Origin of the sequence: Pseudomonas sp. S31 (assembly GCF_016648105.1) — a bacterium.
Classification (GTDB): Bacteria; Pseudomonadota; Gammaproteobacteria; order Pseudomonadales; family Pseudomonadaceae; genus Aquipseudomonas.
This window is the reverse complement of the sequence record NZ_JACVVE010000028.1, coordinates 36,942-59,691: the sequence shown is the minus strand read 5'-3', so window position 1 is coordinate 59,691 and position 22,750 is coordinate 36,942. Positions and strand designations below refer to the sequence as shown.

Genomic DNA, 22,750 nt, shown 5'->3' with positions numbered 1-22,750 from the left:
CTGTCAGGCCCCGGTAGGGCGCAGGGAGTAGGTCTTGAGCTGCCCGGCGAAGTCGCGCAGGGCCTGGATGCCGCTGGCCTCGGCCTCGTGTACCCAATCCTTCATGGCGGCCAGCATGTCGTGACCATTGGCACTGGTGCGGGCCCAGATCTGCTGCAGCGCCAGGCGCTTTTCGTAGATGGTCTTGAGTGCCTGGCTGTGCGCCAGCATGGTCTCGATGCGCAGGTGATGGCGCTCCTGCAGCAGGCTGGTCTCGCGAGACAGCAAGCGCTTGGCGCGGCGGAAGCGGTGGCGCACCGAGGCGTCGACGCGGCCCAGTTCCTGGGCCACCAGGGGCGCGATCACCAGCTTGCGGTACTGGGCCATGATCTGGAAGCGGTTGTTGAGGATCGCCATGGCGGTGTCCATGTCCAGGCTGGCCTTGCCTTCGACGCGGTGGGCGATCGGCGCGACCCGCTGCACCTTGGCCAGGCGCAGCAGGCACAGCAGGCGGATCCAGGCCCAGCCCATGTCGAACTCCCAGCGCTTGACCGACAGCTTGGCCGAATTCGGGTAGGTATGGTGGTTGTTGTGCAGTTCTTCGCCGCCGATGACGATGCCCCAGGGCACCAGGTTGGTGGCGGCGTCGCGGCATTCGAAGTTGCGGTAGCCGATGGCATGGCCAAGGCCGTTGACCACGCCGGCGGCCCAGAACGGAATCCACATCATCTGGATGGCCCAGATGGTGATGCCGATGGTGCCGAACAGCATGAGGTCGATGACCGCCATCAGGGCGATGCCGCCGAGCTTGTAGCGCGAATAGACATTGCGCTCGACCCAGTCGTCGGGGCAGTTCTTGCCGTAGATGCGCAGCGTCTCGGGGTTGCGCGCTTCTTCGCGATAGAGCTCGGCGCCCTTGCGCAGCACCGTGCTCAGGCCTTTGTAGAGTGGGCTGTGCGGGTCGTCGGGGGTTTCGCACTTGGCGTGGTGCTTGCGGTGCACCGCGGTCCATTCGCGGGTGTTCTGCGCCGTGGTCAGCCACAGCCAGAACCGGAAGAAGTGCTTGAGCCCAGCATTGAGCTCCAGGGCGCGATGTGCCGAGTAGCGGTGCAGGTAGATGGTGACGCTGACGATGGTCAGGTGGGTCATCAGCAGGGTGACGGCGACCAGTTGCCAGGCCGACAAGTCGAGCAGGCCGTAGTACCACATAGGTGTAGAAACCCTCGGGAAAACAGGGAAGGGTTCGATTATCCCTAGGTCAGGAAATAAAACCAGTCAGCCGTTCAGATAGGAAGTCACGGCATGTTTCAGCCTTTATAATCCCCCGACCGTTCTCAGGGGCTTTACTTTCCGACATGTCTGTTTCCGTTCGCGACGCCTTGCGCATGGCCGCGCTCTACGTGGTGCTCTCGATTCTCTGGCTGGTGTTGGCCGAAGTGGTACTGCGCAGCATGGCCGACGATCCACTGGCCTTGACCGTGGGTCGGCAGATCAACGTGGTGGTCTGGGTGCTGGTCAGTGCGCTGCTGATCTTCGTGTCGCGGGCCCGCCTGCTCAACTTCATCGGCATCGGCGCGCGCCTGCGCAGCGAGGACCGCGAGCGCCTGCGCATGGCCGCGGCGGTGTTCGACAGTACCCTCGAAGGCGTGCTGGTGACCGACCACCAGGGCCTGATCGTGCACGTCAACCGGGCGTTCATGCGTATCACCGGTTACCAGCAGGACGAAGTGCTGGGCCAGCGCCCGAACAAGTTCAAGTCGGGGCGCCATGGCGCCGATTTCTACCAGAAGATCTACGCTGCCCTGGCGCAGAAGGGTGAATGGAGCGGGGAAATCTGGAACCGCCGCAAGAGCGGCGAGATCTACCCGCAATGGCAGACCATCTGCGCGATTCGCGACGACAGCGGTGAGCTCAGCCACTATGTGGCGGTGTTCAGCGACATCAGCGCGATCAAGCATTCCGAGCGCGAGCTGGCCTACCTGGCCCACCATGACCCGCTCACCGGTTTGCCCAACCGCCTGCTGTTCAGCGACCGCGCCGGGCAGGCGCTGGGCGCGGCCCAAGCCAACAAGCGTGGCTGCGCCTTGCTGCTGCTCGACCTGGACCATTTCCAGAGCATCAACGACGGCCTCGGCCACACCATTGGCGACCAGTTGCTGCGGCTGGTGGGTGAGCGCCTGCGCGAGCTGCTCGGCAGCGGCGTCACCCTGGCGCGTCTGGGCGGCGACGAGTTCGGCGTGCTGGCCGAGAACTGCCAGCAGGCGGGGGAGGCGGGCAAGTTGGCCCAGGCCATCATCGAGCGCATGCGCGAGCCCTTCGAGTTCGAGGGCCACCGCTTGTTCATCAGCGCCAGCGTCGGCATCAGCCTGTTCCCTGCCGATGCGTTGAGCGCCGAGCAGTTGCTGCGCAACGCCGATGCCGCCTTGTTCAAGGCCAAGGGCAACGGCCGGGCCTGCTACGCGCTGTACACCGAGGAACTGACTGCCCACGCCCAGCAGCGGGTGGAGACCGCCAGCGAGTTGCGCCGGGCCCTGGCCCAGGGGGAGTTGCGGGTATTCTTCCAGCCGGTGCACGATTTGCTGCACGCGAGCATGGTCGGGGTCGAGGCGCTGGTGCGCTGGCAGCATCCGCAGCGCGGCCTGGTGCCACCGAGCGAGTTCATCCCGATTGCCGAGCGCACCGGGCTGATCGCCGACATCGACGCCTGGGTGCTGCGCCAGTCATGCCAGCAGATGGTCCAGTGGCAGCGCGAGGGGCGTCACCTCGAATTCGTCGCGGTGAATATCTCGAGCCGGCTGTTCGGCCAGCGCGAGTTGTTCCAGCAGGTGGCCGACGTGCTGCACGACACCGGCCTGGACCCGGCGCTGCTGGAGCTGGAAGTGACCGAGAGCGCGGTGATGGAAGAGCCAGAGGTGGCGCTGGAGCAGTTGCATCGTTTGCGCGAGCTGGGGCTGAACCTGGCCATCGACGATTTCGGCACGGGGTACTCGTCGTTGCTGCGGCTCAAGCGCCTGCCGGTGCAGAAACTGAAGATCGACCAGGGTTTCGTTGCCGGCCTGCCGCACGATGACGACGACATCGCTATCGTCCAGGTGATCATCACCCTGGCCCGGAGCATGGGCATGCAGGTGCATGCCGAGGGGGTCGAACATGCGGAGCAGGCCCGCTTCCTGCTGGAGCAGCATTGCCAGCTGGGGCAGGGGTACTGGTTCGGGCGGCCGGTGCCGGCGGGGGAGTTGCGCTGGGGGTGAGGTTTCGCCGGGGCATTTGCGGTGGTGCGGATATCGAGCGCCGCCCGCGCGGCGCTCGATATCCGCCGCGCTGCAACTACAACGCCGTACCGCTACCGCTACCGCTTGTTCAGCCCTTTAGCCAACCGGTCCCCACCCAGCTGGATCAACGCCACCAACGCCACCAGCATGGCGATCACGGTCAGCATGATCTGGCTGTCGAAACGCTGGTAGCCATACCGATAGGCGATGTCGCCCAGGCCTCCCGCGCCAATCGCCCCGGCCATGGCCGAGGAGTTGATCAAGGTCACCAGGGTGATGGTGAACCCGCCGACGATGCCCGGTAGCGCCTCAGGCAACAGCACGTGCCAGACGATGTGCCAACGTCGGCAGCCCATGGCCTGGGCCGCCTCCACCAGACCATGGTCGACCTCGCGCAGGCTCACCTCGGCGATACGTGCGAAAAACGGTGTGGCGGCGATGGTCAGGGGCACCACGGCGGCCCAGACGCCATAGGTGGTGCCGACCACCAGGCGGGTGAAGGGGATCAGCGCGACCATCAGGATCAGGAACGGGATCGAGCGGAACAGGTTGACGAAGGCGCCCAGCACCCGGTTCAGCAACGGCGCCTGGAAGATCCCGCCTTTGTCGCTGGTGACCAGCAATACCGCCATCGGCACCCCGACCAGCAGCGCGATCAGCGAAGACACTCCAACCATCAGCAGAGTGTCGAGCAAGCCTTCGAGCAAACGATCAAACCACATAGCCCAGCACCTCCACGTCTTCGGCCCAGCGGCGGGCCCGTTCGAGCAATCGAGGGGTGTCGTGGGGCGAGCCTTGCACGGCCAGGATCAACTGCCCCAGTGCGTGCACCCCGATGGTTTCGACGCCACCCTGGAGCAGCCGCACCCGGCCACCCAGATCCTGGAACAGGTCGGACAGGGCCGGCTCGCCCAGTACGCTCAGCCGCAGCACCACGGCGCTGTCGCGGCCCACCGGGCTGGCCCGCAGGCTCGCCTGCAACGCCGTAGGCAGCTTGGCCTGCAACGGTGCGAGCAAGGTCCGGGTAACTTCGTGGCGCGGTGCGCCGAACACTCGCCAGACTTCACCCTGTTCGACCACCGCGCCCCGCTCGAGCACCACCACCCGGTGGCAGATATCGCGGATCACCGCCATCTCGTGGGTGATCAGCACGATGGTCAGGCCCAGGCGCTGGTTGATGTCGCGCAACAGTTCGAGGATCGACGCGGTGGTTTCCGGGTCCAGCGCCGAGGTGGCCTCGTCGCACAGCAGGACCTCGGGGTCGTGCACCAGCGCGCGGGCGATGCCCACGCGCTGCTTCTGCCCGCCCGACAGCTGCGCCGGGTAGACGTGGTGCTTGTCCTGCAGGCCGACCAGTTCGAGCAGTTCGCGCACCTTGCGCTGACGCTCGGGCTTGGCCACGCCGGCGACCTTCAGCGGCAGCTCGACGTTCTGCCACACGGTCTTGGCCGACATCAGGTTGAAGTGCTGGAAGATCATGCCGATGCGCCGGCGCAGGGCGACCAGGCGGTCCTCGTCGAACGGCGCGATGTCCACCTGGTCGATCAGTACCCGGCCCTGGCTCGGTTGCTCCAGGCGGTTGATGGTGCGCAGCAGCGACGACTTGCCGGCGCCGCTGCGGCCGATGATGCCGAAGATCTCGCCACGGCGGATGTTCAGGTCGATGTTCTGCAAGGCCGGCTGCGTCTGGCCCGGATAGGTCTTGCCGAGGCCGATGAAGCGCACGTGGGCCTGGTTGACCTCAGGGCGCAGGGGCAGCTCGGGCGCAGGCGCGTTGTGCGGGGTGAACGCCTCGAAGGCGTTGGCCTGGCCCATGTCAGCCTTCCCAACCAGCTTGGTAGAGGCTGCCATGGGCCTTGTTCAGCGCTTCGCGCACCACCGGCGAGTGCTGGTAGATATCGACGAACTTGGCCAGGCGTGGATCGTCCTTGCTCTGTGGGCGGATGACGAACTGGATCACGTACTCCTTGTGGTCCAGGCCATCGAACAGCAGTGCCGAGGTGGGATCGAAGGTCTTGGCCAGGCGGATGTAGGCCGGGTAGCCCTGTACCAGGTCGGCGTCGTCGTAGGCGCGCACCAGCTGCACGGCTTCGACCTGGAGGATCCTGATCTTCTTCGGGTTGGCGACGATGTCGTCCTCGGTGGCCTTGTAACCCACGCCCGGCTTGAGCGTGATCAGCCCGGCCTTGGCCAGCAGTTGCAGGCCGCGGCCGCTGTTGATCGGATCGTTGGCAATGGCCACGCTGGCGCCTTCGGGCAGGTCGGCGAAGCTTTTGTAGCGTTTGGAGTAGAGGCCGACGTTGTTGATGATGCCGGGGGCGTAGGGCACCAGGTCGAAGCCAGCGGCGGCCTTGGCGTTTTCCAGGAAGGGGATGTGCTGGAAGTAGTTCACGTCGATGTCGCCGCTGTTGAGGCTGACGTTGGGCGCGATCCAGTCGCTGAACTCGATCAGCTTGACCTCCAGGCCTTGCTTGTGGGCTTCCTCGACGGCGGCTTCTAGGGGGATGGCGAAGGCCGAGGTGGTGCCGATCTTCAGCGGCTCGGCGGCCAGCACGGTGGCGTTCAGGCCGAGACCCAGGGCAATGGCCGCGACGGGCCGGAACAGTTTTTCAAGCATGGTGCAGGGCTCCAGTCGGGGCAGGGGCGGTTTGGCGATAGGCCGAACCTGGATGATTGGCGGGCAGGTGTGGCTGGCCGCTGGCGAACAGCTTCTCGCGCAGCGTGCCGTCGGCGTAGGCGGTCTTGTAGCGGCCACGGCGTTGCAGCTGCGGGACCACCAGGTCGATGAAGTCCTCGAAGCTTTCCGGGGTGACGGTGCGGGTCAGGTTGAAACCGTCCAGGCCGGTTTCGTCGACCCAGGCGATCAGCTGTTCGGCCACCTGCTCGGGTGAGCCGACCAGGGTCACGTAGCGCCCGCCGAGTGCGTGTTGCTGCAGCAGGCGGCGGCGGGTCCAGGCGTTGTCCTGCAATTGGCGGGTGGCGGACTGGATGGCGTTGCCGTTGCTGGCGCCGATCGGCTCGTCGAGGTCGAAGGCGGCGAAGTCGATGCCGGTCGAGGCGGCGAAATGGGCCACGCCGGCCTCGGCGCTGGCGTGGCGCAGGTACTCGGCGTGCTTGGCCTGGGCGGCTTGTTCAGTGGCGGCGACGATCACCGTGATGCCCATGAACACCTTGAGTGCCTGCGGGTCACGGCCAGCGGTCTTGGCTGCGGCACGTACCTTGTCGACCTGGGCGCGGGTGGCGGCCTTGTCCTGGCCGCTGATGAACACGCATTCGGCATGGTTGCCGGCGAAGGCCAGCCCGCGTGCCGAACTGCCGGCCTGGAACAGCACTGGGGTGCGCTGTGGCGAAGGTTCGCACAGATGGTAGCCCTCGACCTTGTAGAACTCGCCGTGGTGGTGGACCTTGCGCACTCTGTCCGGCTCGGCGTACACCCGTCGCTGGCGGTCGGCGACCACCGCATCGTCGGCCCAGCTGCCTTCGAGCAGCTTGTACAGCACCTGCAGGTACTCGTCGGCCTGGTCGTAGCGGCGGTCGTGCTCGGGTTGCTGCTCAAGGCCCATGGCCCGCGCGGCGCTGTCCAGGTAGCCGGTGACGATGTTCCAGCCGACCCGGCCGTTGCTCAGGTGGTCGAGGGTGGAAAGGCGCCGGGCGAACAGGTATGGCGCCTCGTAGGTCAGGTTGGCGGTGAGGCCGAAGCCTAGGTGGCGGGTCACCGCGGCCATGGCTGAGACCAGCAGCAGCGGGTCGTTGACCGGCAGCTGGATCGACTCCTTGAGGGTGACATCCAGCGATTGGCCGTAGACATCGTAGGTGCCGACGATGTCGGCGATGAACAGGCCATCGAACAGCCCACGTTCGAGCAGCTTCGCCAGGTCGGTCCAGTAGGCCAAGGTCTTGTACTGGGTCGAGGTGTCCCGTGGATGGGTCCACAAGCCGTGGTTGATGTGCCCGACGCAGTTCATGTTGAAAGCATTGAGCAGGATCTGCCTGGCCATCAGAGGGTCCCCCGGCGTGGCGGGTTTTCCGCGTTGAGGTAGTAGTTGCCGATGGCGTGGTACTTCCAGCGCACCGGGTCGTGCAGGGTGTGTACGCGGGCGTTGCGCCAGTGGCGGTCGAGGTTGTGCTCGGCCAGGGTGGCCTGGCTGCCGGCCAGCTCGAACAGCGTGGTGCCGGTGGCGAGGGCGATTTCGGTGCTGATGGCGCGGGCTTCGGCGACGGCGATGGAAGCGGCGGCGACGCTGTTCTCGGTGCTGTCCTGCTGGGCCTGGTCGAGGTACAGGCCGGCGCGTTCGAGCAGGGCCTCGCTGGCGTGCAGACGGATGGCCAACTGGCCGAAGCTCTTCAGGGTCAGGGGGTCGTCACTGGCCTTGTCGACGCCGGAATCCACCCAGGGCCGGCTGCGGGTGCGCACGAAGTGCAGGGCATCTTCGTAGGCGGCGCGGGCGATACCGGTGTCGATGGCGGCGTGGAGGATCTGCGCCAGCGGGCCGACCGGGGTCGGGCGCTCGAAGGCGCTCTGGAACGGCACCACGTCTTCGGCGCGGACGAACACGTTGTCGAACACCACCGAGCCGCTGCCGGTGGTGCGCTGGCCGAAGCCGCTCCAGTCGTCGATCACCTGTAAGCCGGCGCTGCTGGCCGGGACGAAGGCCAGTTGCTGCACGCCTTGCTCATCGATGACCGAGGTGGGGATGCGCTGGGCGTACAGGGCGCCGGTGGCGTAGAACTTGCGACCATTGATGCGGAAACCTTCGCCGTCACGGGTCAGGCGGGTGTTGCGGTCGTGGGCGGTTCTGGTGCCCAGCTCGGCGAGGGCGTTGCCCAGGCGCTGGCCGGCCAGGACCTCCTGGTAGAGCCGCCGTTGTTGCTCGGGGCTGCCGTTCACGCGCAGCACTTCCAGGGCGTAGAAGTGGTTCTGCGGGATCTGCCCGAGCGAGGCGTCGGCCTGGGCGATGCGGGCGACGACCTGGGCCAGGGTGACATTGGACACGCCGGCGCCGCCGAAGGCCTTGGGCACGCTGATGGCCCACAGGCCCGAGCGGCTGAACAGCTCCAGTTCGGCGTGTGGCAGGCGCCGCTCTCGGTCGCGCAGGGCGCTGTCGCGGCGCAGTTGCTGGGCGATTTCCTCGGTGACGGCCAGGGCCTGGTCATCCGAGGTGATGATCGATGTAGTCATGGTGTTCTCCAGCCCCAGGGGCTGCTTTGCAGCCCATCGCGGCGCAAGGCCGCTCCTACAGGGGATCGCGGTACAACGTCGCTTACACAAGGGAATCGCGATGCTGCCTGTAGGAGCGGCCTTGTGCCGCGATGGGCCGCAAAGCGGCCCCGGGTGCCTCAATTCAGATCCAGGAATGCCGGGCCGGCAACGTGCCGTTCAGGTGATAGGCCCCTACCGCGTGGTACTTCCAGCGCACCGGGTCGTGCAGGGTGTGCACGCGGGCATTGCGCCAGTGGCGGTCAAGGTTGTACTCGGCCAGCGTGGCGCGGCTGCCGGCCAGCTCGAACAGCTTCTCGCTGGCCTGCAGGGCGATTTCGGTGGTGAGCACCTTGGCCTCGGCCACGGCAATCGATGCCCGTGCTGCAGCAGCCGCATCGATGGGGCCAGCGTTGACCTCGTCGAGCACCCGCGCGGCCTTGGCCAGCAACGCCTGGGCGGCGTGCAGTTCGAGTTTCAGGCGGCCGATGTCGGCGATCACGTACAGGTCGTCGCTGGCCCGCTCGACCTTGGCATCGATCCAAGGCCGGGAGTACTGGCGGACGAAGGCGATGGCGTCCTCGATCGCTGCCTCGGCGATACCGGCGTCGATGGCCGCCTGCACCAGCTGCGACGAAGCGCCCTGGATATTCGGCAGGTCGCGCTGGCGCCAGTTGTCGATCACCAGCTCCGCGTCCACCGGCACTTGGTCGAGCAGCACGGTGCCGCTGGCGGTGGTGCGCTGGCCGAACCCGGACCAGTCGTCGACGATGCGCAGCCCAGGGCTGCCACGGCGAACGAAGGCCAGGCGCTGGCGCCCTTCGTCGTCCAGCGCCTTGACCGCCACCCAATGGGCGAACAGGGCGCCGGTGGAGTAGAACTTCTCACCGCTGATGCGATAGCCGTCGCCGTGGCGGGTGATCCTCGCCTTGAGAGTCAGGGTGTCCTTGGTGCCGCGCTCGGGGCCGGCATTGCCGATACGCCAGCCGTCGAGCACGCTGCGGAAGATCAATGCCTGCTGGGCTTGCGTCGCGGTCACCCGCAACAACTGCAGCATGCCGAACTGGTTTTGCGGGATCTGCCCCAGCGCCGGGTCGGCGGCGCTGATGATGCGGAAGACTTCGGCCACGGTGGCGAAGCTGACATCGGGGCCGCCATGGGCCTTGGGCACGGTGATGCTGCCCAGGCCGCTGCGGGTGAACTGTTCGATCTCGGCCCAGGGCAGTTTGCGCTGCTGGTCGCGCCGTGCAGCCTGCTCGCGGGCCGTTTCAGCGAGTTCGCGGGCCGCTTGCAGGGCCTCGGCATCGCTGCGCAGCACCTTGGCCGGCAGCAGCAGCGGCGAGGTATCGACGTCGCTGTGGAATGGGATAGTTGGCTGGGTGGTCATCAGAACCGAACCTCACAAAGTGGATGCGTCGCTTCAGCTGATGGCGACAGACGTTTGCTGGTCCGGTGGTCCGGTTCATATACCCTAATGGCTTATTAAATGTTTATGAACTAACTGTTTGGAATAAACATAGAAGTGCGGCGCCTTTCGCGGGTAAACCCGCTCCTACAGGCTGTGCGATACCTGTAGGAGCGGGTTTACCCGCGAAAAAGCCGCCGCAGAGGGTCGCCTTACCCCGCAGCGGTACCCAGGAACTTACGCAAGAACTGCCGGGTTCGCTCCTCCCTGGGCGCCGCGAACAACGCCTTGGCCTCGCCCTGCTCGACGATCACCCCCTTGTCGAAGAAGATCACCCGGTTGGCCACATCGCGAGCGAAGGTCATCTCGTGGGTGACGATGATCATCGTGCGCTTTTCCGCGGCCAGCCCGCGGATGGTCTCCAGCACCTCGCCGACCAGCTCCGGGTCGAGCGCCGAGGTGGGCTCGTCGAACAGGATCACCTGCGGTTCCATGGCCAGTGCACGGGCGATCGCCACGCGTTGCTGCTGGCCGCCGGACAGGCGCCTGGGATAGGCATCTTCCTTGCCGGCCAGGCCCACCTTGGCCAGCAATCGCCGGCCCAGTTCCAGGGCTTGGGCGCGGGGCGTCTTCTTCACCACCACAGGCCCTTCGATGACGTTGTCCAGGGCGGTGCGGTGGGGAAACAGGTTGAAGTTCTGGAACACGAACCCGGCCTGCTGGCGCAAACGGCGGATAGCTGCCTGCTGGCCGCCCAGCGGGCGATTGGCGTCGATGCTGATGTCGCCGATGCGGATATGCCCGGAGTCGGGGGTTTCCAGCAGGTTGAGGCATCGCAGGAAGGTGGTCTTGCCCGAGCCGCTCGGGCCGATGATGGCGATCACCTCGCCGGCCTCGACGGTCAGGTCGATGCCGTCGAGCACGGTCTGGCCGTTGAAGCGCTTGGTCAGGCCTTCTACCACGATCATCGTCAGTGCTCCTGGTCGTGCTGGTTGACCCGCGTTTCCATGCGGTTCTGGAAGTGCGCGAGGATGCTGCAGAGGATCCAGTAGATCACCGCGACCGCCAGGTACATGGTGAACACCTCGAAGGTGCGTGCGGTAATCAGCTGCGCCTGGCGGAACAGCTCGGGAACCTGGATGGTTGCCGCCAGCGCGGTGTCCTTGACCAGCGAGATGAAGCTGTTGCCCAGCGGCGGCAAGGCGGTACGCATGGCCTGCGGCAAGATTGCCCGGCGCATGGCCTGCGTACGGGTCATACCGATGCTGGCGGCGGCTTCCCACTGGCCACGGTCGATCGAGGAAATCGCCGCGCGCAGGATCTCGCAGACGTACGCGGCCATGTTCAACGACAGGCCGATCAGCGAGGCCGGGATCGGATCGAGCTCGATGCCGATCTGCGGCATGCCGAAGTAGATCACGAACAGTTGCACCAGCAGGGGCGTGCCGCGAAAGAACGACACGTAGACCCGCGCTGGCCAGTCCAGCAACACGCTCTTCGACAGGCGCATCAGCGCCAGGGCGAAGCCCAGCAGCAGGCCGAAGAACATGCCGCCGACGCTGAGCAGCACGGTGTAGCCGGCGCCCTTGAGCAGGAAGGGGATCGAGTCGGCGACCAGTTGCAGGCTCTCGGCGATCATTTAGTCACGTCGGCACCGAAGTACTTTTCCGACAGCTTGGCCAGGGTGCCATCGGCCTTGAGCTTGTCGATGGCCTTGTTGATCGCGGCCAGCAGTTCGGGCTCGCCCTTGCGCAGGGCCACGCCGCTTTCCAGGCGCGAGAAGGCGGCGCCGGCAAGCTGGGTGTCGCTGGCCTTCTTGGCGTATTCCAGTGCGGCCAGGCGGTCGATCAGAATGGCGTCGATGCGGCCGTTGCGCAGGTCAGCGAACTTGCTCGGGTCGTCCTCGTAGGTGCGCACATCGGCTTTGGGCACGTCCTGCTTGACCCATTGCTCGTAGTTGGTGCCCAGGCCCACGCCGACCTTCTTGCCGGCCAGGTCCTGGGCGCTATTGATGTTCAGTTGCTCGGCCTTTTTCTTCAGCACCAGCGCCTGGATGCCGGAGATGGTATAGGGCTCGGAGAAGTCGTACTTCTTCTTACGTTCATCGGAAATGGTCACCTGGTTCACCACCACGTCCAGGCGCTTGGACTCCAGTGCGGCGAGGATGCCGTCCCATTTGGTCGGCTGGATCTTGGCCTTTACCCCCAGTTCCTTGGCCAGGAGCTCGGACAGCTCCACCTCGAAGCCGGTGAGTTTGCCGTTCTCGTCCTGGAAGCTGAACGGTGGATAGGTGCCCTCGAGGCCGACGTTGATCACGCCTTTTTCCTGGATGGTCTTCAGCTGCTCGCCGGCGAAGGCCTGGCTGAACAGGCCAGTACCGAGCACGACGGCCAGGCTGGCGGTGAGAAGCGGTTTGACGAATTTCGACATGACGGGCCCCCGAATCGGTGAATGGACACCGTTGAGGGTAGGCCAGGTTGGAAGGATTGCCGTAGAGTGGACTGCATGTTTTCAGGACGGCCCTTTCCCGAGTGAACCGGATTCGCGAAGCCTGTAGGAGCGGGTTTACCCGCGAAAGGGCCGGCACTGACGCTAAAAAAATCCAGGAGAACACCGTGAGCGAACAACCTTCATCTGGGCAATGGCAATTGCACGGCATCGTCAGCGGCCTGCGCAGCGCCCGTGAACAGTGGCGTACCCGCAATGGCCGCAGCAGTGGCGAGCAGGGCGGTCGTGAGCTGCCGTCGCGCGAGGCGATGCGACACATCCTCGAACAGCTGTGCGGCGCGCTGTTCCCCATGCGCCTGGGCCCGGTCGATCTGCGCGAGGAAAGCGAAGATTTCTATGTCGGCCATACCCTCGACACCGCGCTGACCGCACTGCTGACCCAGGCCCGCCTTGAACTGCGCTATGCCGCGCGGCAGAACAAGGCCGACCTGGCTGCAGTCGATGCCCAGGCCCTGCGCCTGATCCAGGGCTTCGCGGCGGCGCTGCCCGAGCTGCGTGTGCTGCTCGACACCGACGTGCTGGCCGCCTACCACGGCGATCCGGCGGCGCGCAGCGTGGACGAAGTGCTGCTGTGCTACCCAGGTATCCTGGCGGTGATCCACCACCGCCTGGCCCACCACCTGTACCAGGCCGGCCTGCCGCTGCTGGCACGCATCAGCTCGGAGCTGGCGCACTCGGCCACCGGCATCGACATTCACCCTGGCGCGCAGATCGGCCCGAGCTTCTTCATCGACCACGGCACCGGCGTGGTGATCGGTGAAACGGCGATCATCGGCGAGCGGGTACGCATCTACCAGGCGGTGACCCTGGGTGCCAAGCGCTTCCCCAGCGACGAGTCGGGCACGCTGCACAAAGGCCTGCCGCGGCATCCGATCGTCGAGGACGATGTGGTGATCTATGCCGGTGCGACCATCCTCGGGCGCATCACCATCGGCAAGGGCTCGACCATTGGTGGCAACGTGTGGCTGACCCGCAGCGTGCCGGCTGATAGCAACATTACCCAGGCCAATCTGCAGTTGGATTGCCAGGACAAGAGTTGAGCTGATCATTTGCCTGGACGGGCCCTTTCGCGGGTGAACCCGCACCTACAGGAATGGGTGCCCCTGTAGGAGCGGGTTCACCCGCGAAAAGGGCCTCCAAGGTGCCTACCAATCAGCCCCCCGGTTCGCTTTGAAAGCCGATCCATGTTTAACTTGAACGCTTGTTCAACGAAAAACGCTGGTCCGCTGCCGGTGTTCAACAGGAGGATTCCTTTGCTGAACCCGTTCAATCCGAACCTCACGTCCCGTGACGAGGTGCATGCATGAGTGCACCGACTTCCACCCTTGCCAATGGCAAGATGCGCATGAACCCCCCGGTGTTCTACTTCGCAGCCACCTTCATCCTGCTCTTCGGCCTGGTGGTCATCGCGCTGCCGGAAGCAGCCGGCGAGTGGCTGCTGGCGGCGCAGAACTGGGCGGCCAACACCGTTGGCTGGTACTACATGTTGGCCATGAGCCTGTACCTGGTCTTCGTGGTGGTCACCGCCTTGTCCGGCTACGGCAAGATCAAGCTCGGTGCCGACCACGACGAACCCGAGTTCAGCTACCTGTCCTGGGCCGGCATGCTGTTCGCCGCCGGCATCAGCATCACCCTGTTCTTCTTCTGCGTCTCCGAACCGCTCACCCACATGCTGCAGCCGCCGCAAGGCGAGGGCGGCACCGCCGAGGCCGGGCGCCAGGCGATGCAGATCCTGTTCCTGCACTGGGGGCTGCACGGCTGGGGCGTGTTCGCCTTCGTCGGCATGGCCCTGGCCTACTTCGCCTACCGCCACAACCTGCCGCTGGCGCTGCGTTCGGCGCTGTACCCGCTGATCGGCAAGCGCATCAACGGCCCGATCGGCTACGCGGTGGACGGCTTCGGCATCATCGCCACGGTGTTCGGCCTGGGCGCCGACATGGGCTTTGGCGTGTTGCACCTCAACGCCGGGCTCGACTACCTGTTCGGCATCAGCCACAGCCAGTGGGTGCAGGTGATCCTCATCACCCTGATGATGGGCGCGGCGGTGGCCGTGGCGGTCGCTGGCGTGGAGAAGGGCGTGCGGGTGATGAGCGACATCAACCTGTTCCTGGCCTGTGCGCTGCTGCTGTTCGTGCTGTTCGCCGGGCCCACCCAGCACCTGTTCAACACCCTTATCCAGAACCTCGGTGACTACCTCGGCGCCTTGCCGCGCAAGAGCTTCGATGTGTACGCCTACGGCGAGAACCGTGACTGGCTGGGCGGCTGGACGGTGTTCTACTGGGCCTGGTGGATTGCCTGGGCACCGTTCGTGGGCCTGTTCATCGCGCGGATCTCGCGCGGGCGGACCATCCGTGAGTTCGTCTTCGGCGTGCTGTTGATCCCGCTGGGCTTCACCCTGGCGTGGATGTCGATCTTCGGCAACAGCGCCCTGGACCAGGTGATCAACCACGGCATGACCGCGCTCGGCCAGTCGGCGCTGGATAACCCGTCGATGAGCCTGTACCTGCTGCTCGAGACCTATCCCTGGAGCAAGGTGGTGATTGCCGTCACGGTGTTCATCAGCTTCGTGTTCTTCGTGACCTCGGCCGACTCCGGCACCGTGGTGCTTTCGACCCTGTCCGCCAAGGGTGGCGACCCGGACGAGGATGGCCCGAACTGGCTGCGTATCTTCTGGGGTGCCATGACCGCGCTGATCACCAGCGGCCTGTTGTTCGCCGGCAGCATCGACTCGCTGAAATCAGCGGTGGTGCTGACCTCGCTGCCGTTCTCGCTGATCCTGCTGTGCATGATGTGGGGGCTGCACAAGGCCTTCTACCTGGAAAGCCAGCGGCAGATCGCGCAGATGCACTCGCTGGCGCCGTTCGCCCAGTCACGCCGTGGCCGTGGCGGTTGGCGCCAGCGCCTGAGCCAGGCGGTGCACTTCCCATCGCGTGACGAGGTGTACCGCTTCATGGACGATGTGGTGCGCCCGGCGATCGCCGATGTACGCGAGGTGTTCGAGCAGAAAGGCCTGGTGCTGGTGACCCAGGACGACCCGAGCCATGACAACGTCAGCCTCAAGGTCGGCCATGGCGAGGAGCAGCCGTTCATCTACCAGGTGCAGATGCGCGGGTATTTCACCCCGTCGTTCGCCCTGGGCGGCTTGGGCACCCAGGAGTTGAAGAACCGCCGCTACTACCGGGCGGAGGTGCACCTGAGCGAGGGCAGCCAGAACTACGACCTGGTGGGCTACAGCAAGGAGCAGATCATCAACGACATCCTCGACCAGTACGAGCGGCACATGCAGTTTTTGCATCTGGTCAGGTGACAGCCTGGGCCGGCCTCTTCGCGGGTAAACCCGCTCCTACAGATGCCCGTGTAGGAGCGGGTTTACCCGCGAAGAGGCCGGTGCAGAAAAAGCCCATCAGAACGGCGCATCCCCCAGAATGGTCGCCCGATGCATCACCCGCCGGTTCGGCCGGTAGTCATCCACCGCGAAATGCTGGGTCACGCGGTTGTCCCAGAACGCCACGTCGTTCTCCTGCCAGCGCCAGCGAATGCTGAACTCCGGCCGTGTGGCATGGGCGAACAGCAATTTCAGCAGTGCCTCGCTTTCCCAGTCGCTCAGCTCGTTGATGCGGGTGGTGAACCCCTCGTTGACGAACAACGCCTTGCGCCCGCTCACCGGATGCGTGCGCACCACCGGGTGCGACAACGGCGGGTTGTTGCGCCGCGTCGCCTCCCAGCGCGCCAGGTCCTCGGGCGTGGTGCCGAAGCGCTCCAGCGGGAACGACTTGGTGAAGTCGTGGGTCGCGGTCAGGCCGTCGAGCATTTCGCGCAGCGGTGCCGACAAGGCTTCGAACGCGGCGATACCGCTGGCCCACAAGGTGTCGCCGCCGTAGGCCGGCAACTGCTTGGCGCTAAGCACCGCGCCCAGCGCCGGGGTTGGCAGGAAGGTCACGTCGGTGTGCCACACGGCGTTGTCGCGCACGTCGGTGACTGCCGTGTCGAGGATCAGCACCTGAGGCGTTTCTGGCACGTTGGGGTAGATGGGGTGGATATGCAGGTCGCCGAAGCGGGCGGCGAAGCGCGCCTGCTGCTCCGGGTCGATCGGCTGGTCGCGGAAGAACAGCACCTGGTGCTGGAGCAGCGCTTGTTCGATGGCATCGCGCTGTTCGGCAGTGATGTCGCGGCTGATGTCCACGCCGCTGATCTGTGCGCCGAGCGCCGGGCTGAGGGGGGTGATGGTCAGGCTCATGTCGGTCTCTTCAATCAGGCGCCAGGCTGCTGGCGTGGTCAACAGGAATTCAGTGGCTCTGCCCGTGCCAGGGCACCAGCTTGCGTTGCAGGGCGCGCAGGCCCATCTCCAGGGCGAAGGCGATCAGGGCGATCAGCAAGATGCCCAGCACCACCACGTCGGTGACCAGGAACTGCGCCGCTGACTGGACCATGAAGCCCAGGCCGCTGGTGGCGGCGATCAGCTCGGCGGCGACCAGGGTCGACCAGCCCACGCCCAGGCCGATGCGGATGCCGGTGAGGATGTCGGGCAGGGCGCTGGGCAGGATCACGTGGCGGATCAGCTGCGCCTTGGTTGCACCCAGCGACTGCGCTGCACGCAGCTTGGCCGGGTCGACGGTGCGCACGCCGGTGGCGGTGGCGATGGCGATCGGGGCGAAGATCGCCAGGTAGATCAGCAGCACCTTGGACAGCTCGCCGATGCCGCACCAGATGACGATCAGCGGCAGATAGGCCAGCGGCGGGATCGGCCGATAGAACTCGATCAGCGGGTCGAGGATGCCGCGGGCCACGCGGTTGTAGCCGATGGCGATGCCCACCGGGATGGCGCTCAGCGTCGCGGCGACCAGGGCCAGGCCGATGCGCCCGAGGCTCGCGCCCAGGTGCTGCCACAGGCTGGCGTCCATGTAGCCCTGGGTGAGCAGGGTCCAGGCCCGGGCCAGGATGTCGCCGGGCGAGGGCAGGAACAGCGGTTCGATCCAGCCGGCAGCAGTCACCAGCCACCAGGCCAGCAACAGGGCGGCCAGGGTCAGGGCGCTGATCCAGCGGGTCGGCAGTGGCCGGCGCGGTTTCACGACCCCTTGGCCATGGGCGTCGCGCTTGCCGGCGACAGGCAGGTCGATGCTGCTCATGCGTGCTCCTGTTGGCGGCTGGCCTGGCGTTGCGAGAACACCCGGGCCAGCACGTGCTCGCGGGTCTCGATGAAGCGCGGATCGGACTTGATCGCCCGCGCCGATTCGCCGGTGGCATAGCGTTGGCCGAAGTCCAGTTGCAGGCGCTCGACCACGCGGCCGGGGTTGGGTGCCAGCAGTACCAGCTCGCTGGCGAGGAATACCGCTTCCTCGATGTCGTGGGTAATCAGGAACACCGGCTTGGCGGTGCGCTGCCAGACCTGCAGCAGCAACTCCTGCATCTGTTCGCGGGTAAAGGCATCGAGGGCGCCGAACGGCTCGTCCATCAGCAGCACCCGCGGGTCGGCGGCCAGGGCGCGGGCCAGGCCGACACGTTGCTTTTGGCCCCCGGAGAGCTGCCAGATGCGCCGTTCGCCGAAGCCCTGCAGGTCGACCAGGGCCAGCATCTCGCGGGCCTTGGCCTCGCGCTGGGCACGCGGCACGCCAGCCAGCTCCAGGCCGAAGGCGACGTTGCCGAGCACGTTCTGCCAGGGCAGCAGGGCATCGTCCTGGAACACCACGCCGCGTTCGGCGCCAGGGCCCTGCACCGGCACGCCGTCGAGGGTGATGCGCCCGGCGCTGGGGGCGACGAAGCCGGCGATGAGGTTGAGCAGCGAGGTCTTGCCGCTGCCGGACGGCCCCAGGGCCACCAGCAACTGGCGCGGCCCCAGGCTCAGGTCGATGTCGGTCAGCACCGGGGCGTCGGTGCCGGGGTACTGTGCGCTGATGCGCTCCAGTTCAAGCAAGGCCATGGCTGGCTCCGGTCGATTGCGATGTTAGTTGGGCAGGTACTTGGCGCTGACGTATGGCGAGTAGTCCGGCAGCACCGCCTCGACCTTGCCTTGCTGCTTGAGGAAGGTGGCGGTGTCGGTCAGTGCCTGGGTGGTCGGCGCGCCCAGTGCACTGGCCTGGTCGGCGGCCAGCGGGTAGACGTTGCCCTGCAGCAGCACCGGGATGTCGGTGGGTTTGGCGCCGGAGAGCTTGGCCAGCTTGGCGACGTTGTCTGGGTTGGCCAGCCAGGCTTTGGGGTCGTTGCGGTAGTCGGCATAGGCGTCCAGGGTGACCTTGGCGAAGGCCTTGACCACGTCTGGATGTTTGGCGGCGAAGTCCTTGCGCACGATCCAGGCATCGAAGGTCGGCGCGCCTTTCTCGGCCAGTTCGCCCGAGGTGATCAGCACCTTGCCGTTTTCCTTGGCCACGCCCAGGGCCGGGTCCCAGACGTAGGTGGCGTCGATGTCGCCACGCTTCCAGGCGGCGATGATCGCTGGCGGCGCGAGGTTGAGGATCTGCACCTTGGACGGGTCGATGTTCCAGCTCTTGAGCGCGGCCAGCAGGCTGTAGTGCCCGGTGGAGACGAACGGCACGGCGACTTTCTTGCCGACCAGGTCTTGTGGGGTCTTGATGCTGTCGCGGGCGACCAGCGCTTCGCCGGCGCCGATCTGGGTGGCGATGAGGAAGGTCTCGACCGGCAGCTTGCGGGTGGCAGCGGCGGCCAGCGGGCTGGAGCCGAGGTAGCCGATCTGCACGTCGCCACTGGCCACGGCGGTGATCACGTCGGCGCCGTTGTCGAACTTGCGCCAGTCGATGCTGACCTTGCTGGCTTTTTCGTAGTCGCCATCGACCTGGGCGACCTTGGCCGGGTCGACGGTGGTCTGGTAGGCGACGGTCAGGTCGGCGGCATGGGCCAACCAGCTGGCGCTGGCGAGGGTCAGGGCGGCGAACAGGCGCAGCGGAGCGTGCGGGATCATGGAGAACCTCTCGTCAGGCAAGGTGTGATGGATGGCGAGAAGACTAAATGATCTAAGAAATTAGAAATAAATAACTTTTTAGAATTAGCTTAGGAGGCAAAAGCCTGAGCCCGACGCAGAGAGGCGCAGAAGGGCTGAGTGGTGAGTCTGGGATCCAGTGCTACGCTTTAGCCGCTTTAGCGAAGGGGATTTTGCATAGCTCATCGGCAAACGTTTGCAAATAACCTAAAGGTATGATTAGCGTCGCCGATACAACTTTTTGCAGTGAAGGTTCCTACCTTATTCCGCAAAAATCTTAGAAATTCATAAAACGGTCATTTTGGATTTATAGGATTGTCATTATCCTGTAGCGCAGGGGGCGGCTTTAGACCAAAGTCGTGTAACGTTTAGAAATGTATTGACTAAGCGGCCACCTTTTAAGGCTAAATCGCCAATCCACGGTGAGCGGGGCAGAAGACCTTGCCGCCTGAGACGCACAAAAATTAGAACGTAGAGGAGCAAAACATGTACAAGTCCAGCCTGGCTCTCGCCGTGGCACTGGGGGTTCTCGCCCAACAAGCAGGCGCTGCTGGTTTCGTCGAAGACAGCAAACTCTCTATCAGCTCGCGCACCATGTACTTCAACGGTGACAACCGTGACGGCGGCGCTGACAACCGTGAATCGGGTCAGGGCTTCAAGCTCGACTACATCTCCGGCTTCACCGAAGGCACCGTTGGTTTCGGTGTCGATGCCCAGGCCCTGTGGGGTATCCACCTCGATGGTGGCCGTGGCAAGCACCCGGACAACAGCAGCTTCTTCCCAAGCGATTCCGATGGCTCGGCTGTAGGCCAGTGGGCTCGTCTGGGCGCCAATGCCAAGGCTCGCTTCTCGAAGACCGAAGTGCACTTCGGTAGTGCCCTGGCACCGAACCTGCCGATCCTGGTTGCCAACGACGGTCGTCTGCTGCCACAAACCTTCGAGGGTGGCACCATCCAGTCGAAGGAAATCGACAACCTGACCATCAACGCCGGTCAGCTGACCCACGCCATGGGTCGTGCCTCGAGCAACCGCACCGGCCTGTCGGTCGCTGGTGGTACCCAGGAGAGCAACAAGTTCCGCTACGGCGGCCTGGACTACAAGCTCACTCCAGACCTGACCCTGCAGTACTACTACTCGAACCTGGAAGACTTCTACAAGCAGCACTTCCTGGGCGCTACCCACGTCTTCAAGATCGCTGACGACCAATCGTTCAAGACCGACCTGCGCTACTTCGATAGCAGCAGCGACGGCAAGAACGGCCAGGCTGGTTACATCTTCAACAACAACAGCGGTTACGCCAAGAACGCCGGCGAGGTCGACAACAAGACCTGGTCCGCCATGTTCACCTATACCCTGGGTAGCCACGCGTTGATGGTCGGCCACCAGCAGGTCAGCGACGACGGCGGCTTCGTCTGGTTGAACCAAGGCAGCCTGGTTGACGAAGGCGCTGGTGGTGCCAGCTTCTACCTGTTCACCGATAGCATGATCAACCAGTTCGCCAAGGCGGGTGAGAACACTACCTTCGGTCAGTACTCCTATGACTTCGCAGGTCTGGGCGTGCCGGGTCTGAAGGCGTCCATCGCCTACCTGCGCGGTGACGACATTCGTTACAAGTCGGGCCATGGCACCTACGACGAATGGGAGCGCGATGCTCGCATCGACTACACCGTTCAGCAGGGCGCCCTCAAAGGCCTGGGCTTCAGCCTGCGCCAAGGCGTGTACCGTGGCGAAGGTCCAGAGTCGTCCGCCGACCAGGACCAAACCCGCTTCATCGTCAACTACACTTACAGCTTCCTGTAAGTCGTAGCTGCAAAAAAGAGCCTCGCCTAGAGCGAGGCTTTTTTGTGCGTGCGATTTCATATCACCTAAGATTATAAATAAATCATTATTTATTCTTTTTGTTTTTATCAGAAAGCAGGCACATTCAACCCATAAGCCAGAACACAGCACAGGAGCCGTACCCCATGAGCCTCAAACTCGGCGACATCGCCCCCGACTTCGAGCAGGAATCCAGCGAAGGCAAGATCCGTTTCCACGAATGGCTCGGCAACAGTTGGGGCGTGCTGTTTTCCCACCCCGCCGACTTCACCCCGGTATGCACCACAGAGCTGGGCCTGACCGCCAAGCTCAAGGACGATTTCGCCCAGCGCGGCGTGAAGGCCATCGCCCTGTCGGTAGACCCGGTCGACTCGCACCACAAGTGGATCGATGACATCAACGAGACCCAGAACACCGTGGTCAACTTCCCGATCATCGCCGACGCCGACCGCAAGGTTTCCGACCTGTACGACCTGATCCACCCCAACGCCAACGACACCCTGACCGTGCGTTCGCTGTTCGTCATCGACCCGAACAAGAAGGTGCGCCTGACCATCACCTATCCGGCCAGTACCGGGCGCAACTTCAACGAAATCCTGCGGGTGATCGACTCGCTGCAACTGACCGACAACTACAAGGTCGCCACGCCAGGCAACTGGCAGGACGGCGACGACGTGGTGATCGTGCCTTCGCTGAAGGACGAGGATGAGATCAAGCAGCGCTTCCCCAAAGGCTACCGCGCGGTCAAACCCTACCTGCGCCTGACCCCGCAGCCCAATCGTTAAGCATCCTCGTTGCATTGCTCTTAGCCATAGCAGGGATTTCGGGCCGTTTCGACGGCCCTTTTTTATGGCTGAGACAAATCCCATGAAGATGATTGAAATGGAATAACCAAATGAAAAAATATGATTTCTAGATATATAAACAGACTGGTAATGTCACCTCACCAACACACAAGGAAGCGCTGCAATGCTGGTCGTCTCAATCGGTGGTAGCCCAAGTTCCCGTTCACGCTCCGGCGTGCTGCTCGAGCGTTCGCGCCGGTGGCTGCAGGACCGTGGGGTCGAGGTGGTGACTTTCCAGGTACGTGACTTCCCAGCAGAAGACCTGCTTCACGCACGCTTCGACAGCCCGCAGGTGCAGCATTTCCAGCAACTGGTGGCGCAGGCCGATGGCCTGATCGTCGCCACCCCGGTCTACAAGGCGTCGTTCGCCGGCGCCCTTAAAACCCTGCTCGACCTGCTGCCCGAGCGGGCCCTGGTACACAAGATCGTGCTGCCGATCGCCACCGGCGGCAGCATCGCCCACATGCTGGCGGTGGATTACGCGTTGAAACCCGTGCTGTCGGCACTCAAGGCGCAGGAGACCCTGCAAGGGATCTTCGCCGACGACAGCCAGATCGCCTATGGAGAAGGCGCGAAGCCTGCGCAGCTGGCACCCGCTCTGGAAGAGCGCCTGCAGGACTCGCTGGAGACCTTCCACCTGGCCCTGGCCCGCAGGCCACGGCCGGTGGCCCCCGGCTTGCTCAATGAACGCCTGATCAGTGCTCGCTGGAGTATCTGACCCAGTCCAACCGTTTCATCGCGTCATCCACCTTACTCGCCCGACAACGAGGCAAGCAGGTGCAACCCGAACCCCAT

Annotated in this window: 20 protein-coding genes; 6 read left to right on the top strand and 14 right to left on the bottom strand. The window is 64.7% G+C overall.

Translation table 11 applies throughout. From position 1 onward, the window contains the following. Nucleotides 1–3: 3 nt before the first annotated feature. Nucleotides 4–1,188, bottom strand: a complete 1,185-nt coding sequence (desA, locus tag IAE37_RS19800) for a delta-9 fatty acid desaturase DesA (RefSeq protein WP_201176212.1) — start codon at nucleotides 1,186–1,188, stop codon at nucleotides 4–6. A gap of 146 nt (nucleotides 1,189–1,334) precedes the next feature. Between desA and dibA the strand changes: the two genes are divergently transcribed. Next, a complete protein-coding gene (dibA, locus tag IAE37_RS19795) occupies nucleotides 1,335–3,230 on the top strand; it encodes a phosphodiesterase DibA (protein ID WP_201176210.1) in 1,896 nt (631 codons plus the stop codon). 98 nt (nucleotides 3,231–3,328) lie between these two features. On the opposite strand, the gene IAE37_RS19790 is transcribed toward dibA, so the two are convergent. From IAE37_RS19790 to tcyJ, 9 genes are all read right to left on the bottom strand, one after another. Continuing rightward, nucleotides 3,329–3,973, bottom strand: a complete 645-nt coding sequence (locus IAE37_RS19790) for a methionine ABC transporter permease (RefSeq protein ID WP_201176208.1) — start codon at nucleotides 3,971–3,973, stop codon at nucleotides 3,329–3,331. Next, entirely contained in the window at nucleotides 3,963–5,066 is a 1,104-nt protein-coding gene (locus IAE37_RS19785; RefSeq protein WP_201176206.1) for a methionine ABC transporter ATP-binding protein, read from the bottom strand. Before IAE37_RS19785 ends, IAE37_RS19790 begins: the two co-directional genes overlap by 11 nt. Before the next feature lies 1 nt (nucleotide 5,067). Then, nucleotides 5,068–5,868 carry a MetQ/NlpA family ABC transporter substrate-binding protein gene (locus tag IAE37_RS19780; protein WP_201176203.1) on the bottom strand — a complete coding sequence of 267 codons (801 nt, stop codon included), beginning with the start codon at nucleotides 5,866–5,868 and terminating at the stop codon, nucleotides 5,068–5,070. Further along, on the bottom strand, nucleotides 5,861–7,249 hold the full coding sequence (locus IAE37_RS19775) for an LLM class flavin-dependent oxidoreductase (protein WP_201176202.1): 1,389 nt from the start codon (nucleotides 7,247–7,249) through the stop codon (nucleotides 5,861–5,863). The genes IAE37_RS19780 and IAE37_RS19775 overlap by 8 nt, the downstream gene beginning before the upstream one ends. Then, the gene (locus tag IAE37_RS19770; protein ID WP_201176200.1) at nucleotides 7,249–8,430 is read right to left on the bottom strand and encodes an SfnB family sulfur acquisition oxidoreductase; all 1,182 of its coding nucleotides are present in this window, start codon (nucleotides 8,428–8,430) and stop codon (nucleotides 7,249–7,251) included. The genes IAE37_RS19775 and IAE37_RS19770 overlap by 1 nt, the downstream gene beginning before the upstream one ends. Before the next feature lie 163 nt (nucleotides 8,431–8,593). Then, nucleotides 8,594–9,835 carry an SfnB family sulfur acquisition oxidoreductase gene (locus tag IAE37_RS19765; protein WP_201176198.1) on the bottom strand — a complete coding sequence of 414 codons (1,242 nt, stop codon included), beginning with the start codon at nucleotides 9,833–9,835 and terminating at the stop codon, nucleotides 8,594–8,596. Nucleotides 9,836–10,065: 230 nt separating this feature from the next. After that, nucleotides 10,066–10,821: an L-cystine ABC transporter ATP-binding protein TcyN gene (gene tcyN, locus IAE37_RS19760; RefSeq protein WP_201176196.1), complete on the bottom strand. Its 756-nt coding sequence runs from the start codon at nucleotides 10,819–10,821 to the stop codon at nucleotides 10,066–10,068. 2 nt (nucleotides 10,822–10,823) lie between these two features. Beyond that, the gene (tcyL, locus tag IAE37_RS19755) at nucleotides 10,824–11,492 is read right to left on the bottom strand and encodes a cystine ABC transporter permease (protein WP_201176195.1); all 669 of its coding nucleotides are present in this window, start codon (nucleotides 11,490–11,492) and stop codon (nucleotides 10,824–10,826) included. Next, entirely contained in the window at nucleotides 11,489–12,283 is a 795-nt protein-coding gene (tcyJ, locus tag IAE37_RS19750; RefSeq protein ID WP_201176194.1) for a cystine ABC transporter substrate-binding protein, read from the bottom strand. Before tcyJ ends, tcyL begins: the two co-directional genes overlap by 4 nt. Before the next feature lie 185 nt (nucleotides 12,284–12,468). Between tcyJ and epsC the strand changes: the two genes are divergently transcribed. After that, nucleotides 12,469–13,401, top strand: coding sequence for a serine O-acetyltransferase EpsC (gene epsC / locus IAE37_RS19745; RefSeq protein ID WP_201176193.1), 933 nt, complete (start codon nucleotides 12,469–12,471; stop codon nucleotides 13,399–13,401). 305 nt (nucleotides 13,402–13,706) lie between these two features. Further along, nucleotides 13,707–15,668 carry a choline transporter BetT gene (betT, locus tag IAE37_RS19740; RefSeq protein WP_201176250.1) on the top strand — a complete coding sequence of 654 codons (1,962 nt, stop codon included), beginning with the start codon at nucleotides 13,707–13,709 and terminating at the stop codon, nucleotides 15,666–15,668. A 96-nt stretch (nucleotides 15,669–15,764) separates the two neighbouring features. On the opposite strand, the gene tauD is transcribed toward betT, so the two are convergent. From tauD to tauA, 4 genes are read right to left on the bottom strand one after another with little or no spacing between them, the layout of a single operon-like run. After that, a complete protein-coding gene (gene tauD, locus IAE37_RS19735; protein WP_201176192.1) occupies nucleotides 15,765–16,598 on the bottom strand; it encodes a taurine dioxygenase in 834 nt (277 codons plus the stop codon). A gap of 49 nt (nucleotides 16,599–16,647) precedes the next feature. Continuing rightward, nucleotides 16,648–17,487, bottom strand: a complete 840-nt coding sequence (tauC, locus tag IAE37_RS19730; RefSeq protein WP_201176191.1) for a taurine ABC transporter permease TauC — start codon at nucleotides 17,485–17,487, stop codon at nucleotides 16,648–16,650. Continuing rightward, complete coding sequence (tauB, locus tag IAE37_RS19725; protein ID WP_201176190.1) at nucleotides 17,484–18,278, bottom strand: taurine ABC transporter ATP-binding subunit; 795 nt, start codon at nucleotides 18,276–18,278, stop codon at nucleotides 17,484–17,486. The genes tauC and tauB overlap by 4 nt, the downstream gene beginning before the upstream one ends. A gap of 24 nt (nucleotides 18,279–18,302) precedes the next feature. Continuing rightward, nucleotides 18,303–19,274 carry a taurine ABC transporter substrate-binding protein gene (gene tauA, locus IAE37_RS19720; RefSeq protein WP_201176188.1) on the bottom strand — a complete coding sequence of 324 codons (972 nt, stop codon included), beginning with the start codon at nucleotides 19,272–19,274 and terminating at the stop codon, nucleotides 18,303–18,305. Nucleotides 19,275–19,778: 504 nt separating this feature from the next. Between tauA and IAE37_RS19715 the strand changes: the two genes are divergently transcribed. From IAE37_RS19715 to ssuE, 3 genes are all read left to right on the top strand, one after another. Continuing rightward, nucleotides 19,779–21,092: an OprD family porin gene (locus IAE37_RS19715; RefSeq protein WP_201176186.1), complete on the top strand. Its 1,314-nt coding sequence runs from the start codon at nucleotides 19,779–19,781 to the stop codon at nucleotides 21,090–21,092. A gap of 164 nt (nucleotides 21,093–21,256) precedes the next feature. Next, nucleotides 21,257–21,895 carry a peroxiredoxin gene (locus IAE37_RS19710; protein ID WP_201176184.1) on the top strand — a complete coding sequence of 213 codons (639 nt, stop codon included), beginning with the start codon at nucleotides 21,257–21,259 and terminating at the stop codon, nucleotides 21,893–21,895. A 184-nt stretch (nucleotides 21,896–22,079) separates the two neighbouring features. Further along, nucleotides 22,080–22,673, top strand: a complete 594-nt coding sequence (gene ssuE, locus IAE37_RS19705; protein WP_201176182.1) for an NADPH-dependent FMN reductase — start codon at nucleotides 22,080–22,082, stop codon at nucleotides 22,671–22,673. Nucleotides 22,674–22,750: the final 77 nt, after the last annotated feature.

Excerpts from the sequence above, each read along its gene's own strand:
- desA (WP_201176212.1), bottom strand. The coding sequence starts at position 1,188 with ATGTGGTACTACGGCCTGCTCGACTTGTCGGCCTGGCAACTGGTCGCC.
- dibA (WP_201176210.1), top strand. The coding sequence starts at position 1,335 with ATGTCTGTTTCCGTTCGCGACGCCTTGCGCATGGCCGCGCTCTACGTG.
- IAE37_RS19790 (WP_201176208.1), bottom strand. The coding sequence starts at position 3,973 with ATGTGGTTTGATCGTTTGCTCGAAGGCTTGCTCGACACTCTGCTGATG.
- IAE37_RS19785 (WP_201176206.1), bottom strand. The coding sequence starts at position 5,066 with ATGGGCCAGGCCAACGCCTTCGAGGCGTTCACCCCGCACAACGCGCCT.
- IAE37_RS19780 (WP_201176203.1), bottom strand. The coding sequence starts at position 5,868 with ATGCTTGAAAAACTGTTCCGGCCCGTCGCGGCCATTGCCCTGGGTCTC.
- IAE37_RS19775 (WP_201176202.1), bottom strand. The coding sequence starts at position 7,249 with ATGGCCAGGCAGATCCTGCTCAATGCTTTCAACATGAACTGCGTCGGG.
- IAE37_RS19770 (WP_201176200.1), bottom strand. The coding sequence starts at position 8,430 with ATGACTACATCGATCATCACCTCGGATGACCAGGCCCTGGCCGTCACC.
- IAE37_RS19765 (WP_201176198.1), bottom strand. The coding sequence starts at position 9,835 with ATGACCACCCAGCCAACTATCCCATTCCACAGCGACGTCGATACCTCG.
- tcyN (WP_201176196.1), bottom strand. The coding sequence starts at position 10,821 with ATGATCGTGGTAGAAGGCCTGACCAAGCGCTTCAACGGCCAGACCGTG.
- tcyL (WP_201176195.1), bottom strand. The coding sequence starts at position 11,492 with ATGATCGCCGAGAGCCTGCAACTGGTCGCCGACTCGATCCCCTTCCTG.
- tcyJ (WP_201176194.1), bottom strand. The coding sequence starts at position 12,283 with ATGTCGAAATTCGTCAAACCGCTTCTCACCGCCAGCCTGGCCGTCGTG.
- betT (WP_201176250.1), top strand. The coding sequence starts at position 13,707 with ATGAACCCCCCGGTGTTCTACTTCGCAGCCACCTTCATCCTGCTCTTC.
- tauD (WP_201176192.1), bottom strand. The coding sequence starts at position 16,598 with ATGAGCCTGACCATCACCCCCCTCAGCCCGGCGCTCGGCGCACAGATC.
- tauC (WP_201176191.1), bottom strand. The coding sequence starts at position 17,487 with ATGAGCAGCATCGACCTGCCTGTCGCCGGCAAGCGCGACGCCCATGGC.
- tauB (WP_201176190.1), bottom strand. The coding sequence starts at position 18,278 with ATGGCCTTGCTTGAACTGGAGCGCATCAGCGCACAGTACCCCGGCACC.
- tauA (WP_201176188.1), bottom strand. The coding sequence starts at position 19,274 with ATGATCCCGCACGCTCCGCTGCGCCTGTTCGCCGCCCTGACCCTCGCC.
- IAE37_RS19715 (WP_201176186.1), top strand. The coding sequence starts at position 19,779 with ATGTACAAGTCCAGCCTGGCTCTCGCCGTGGCACTGGGGGTTCTCGCC.
- IAE37_RS19710 (WP_201176184.1), top strand. The coding sequence starts at position 21,257 with ATGAGCCTCAAACTCGGCGACATCGCCCCCGACTTCGAGCAGGAATCC.
- ssuE (WP_201176182.1), top strand. The coding sequence starts at position 22,080 with ATGCTGGTCGTCTCAATCGGTGGTAGCCCAAGTTCCCGTTCACGCTCC.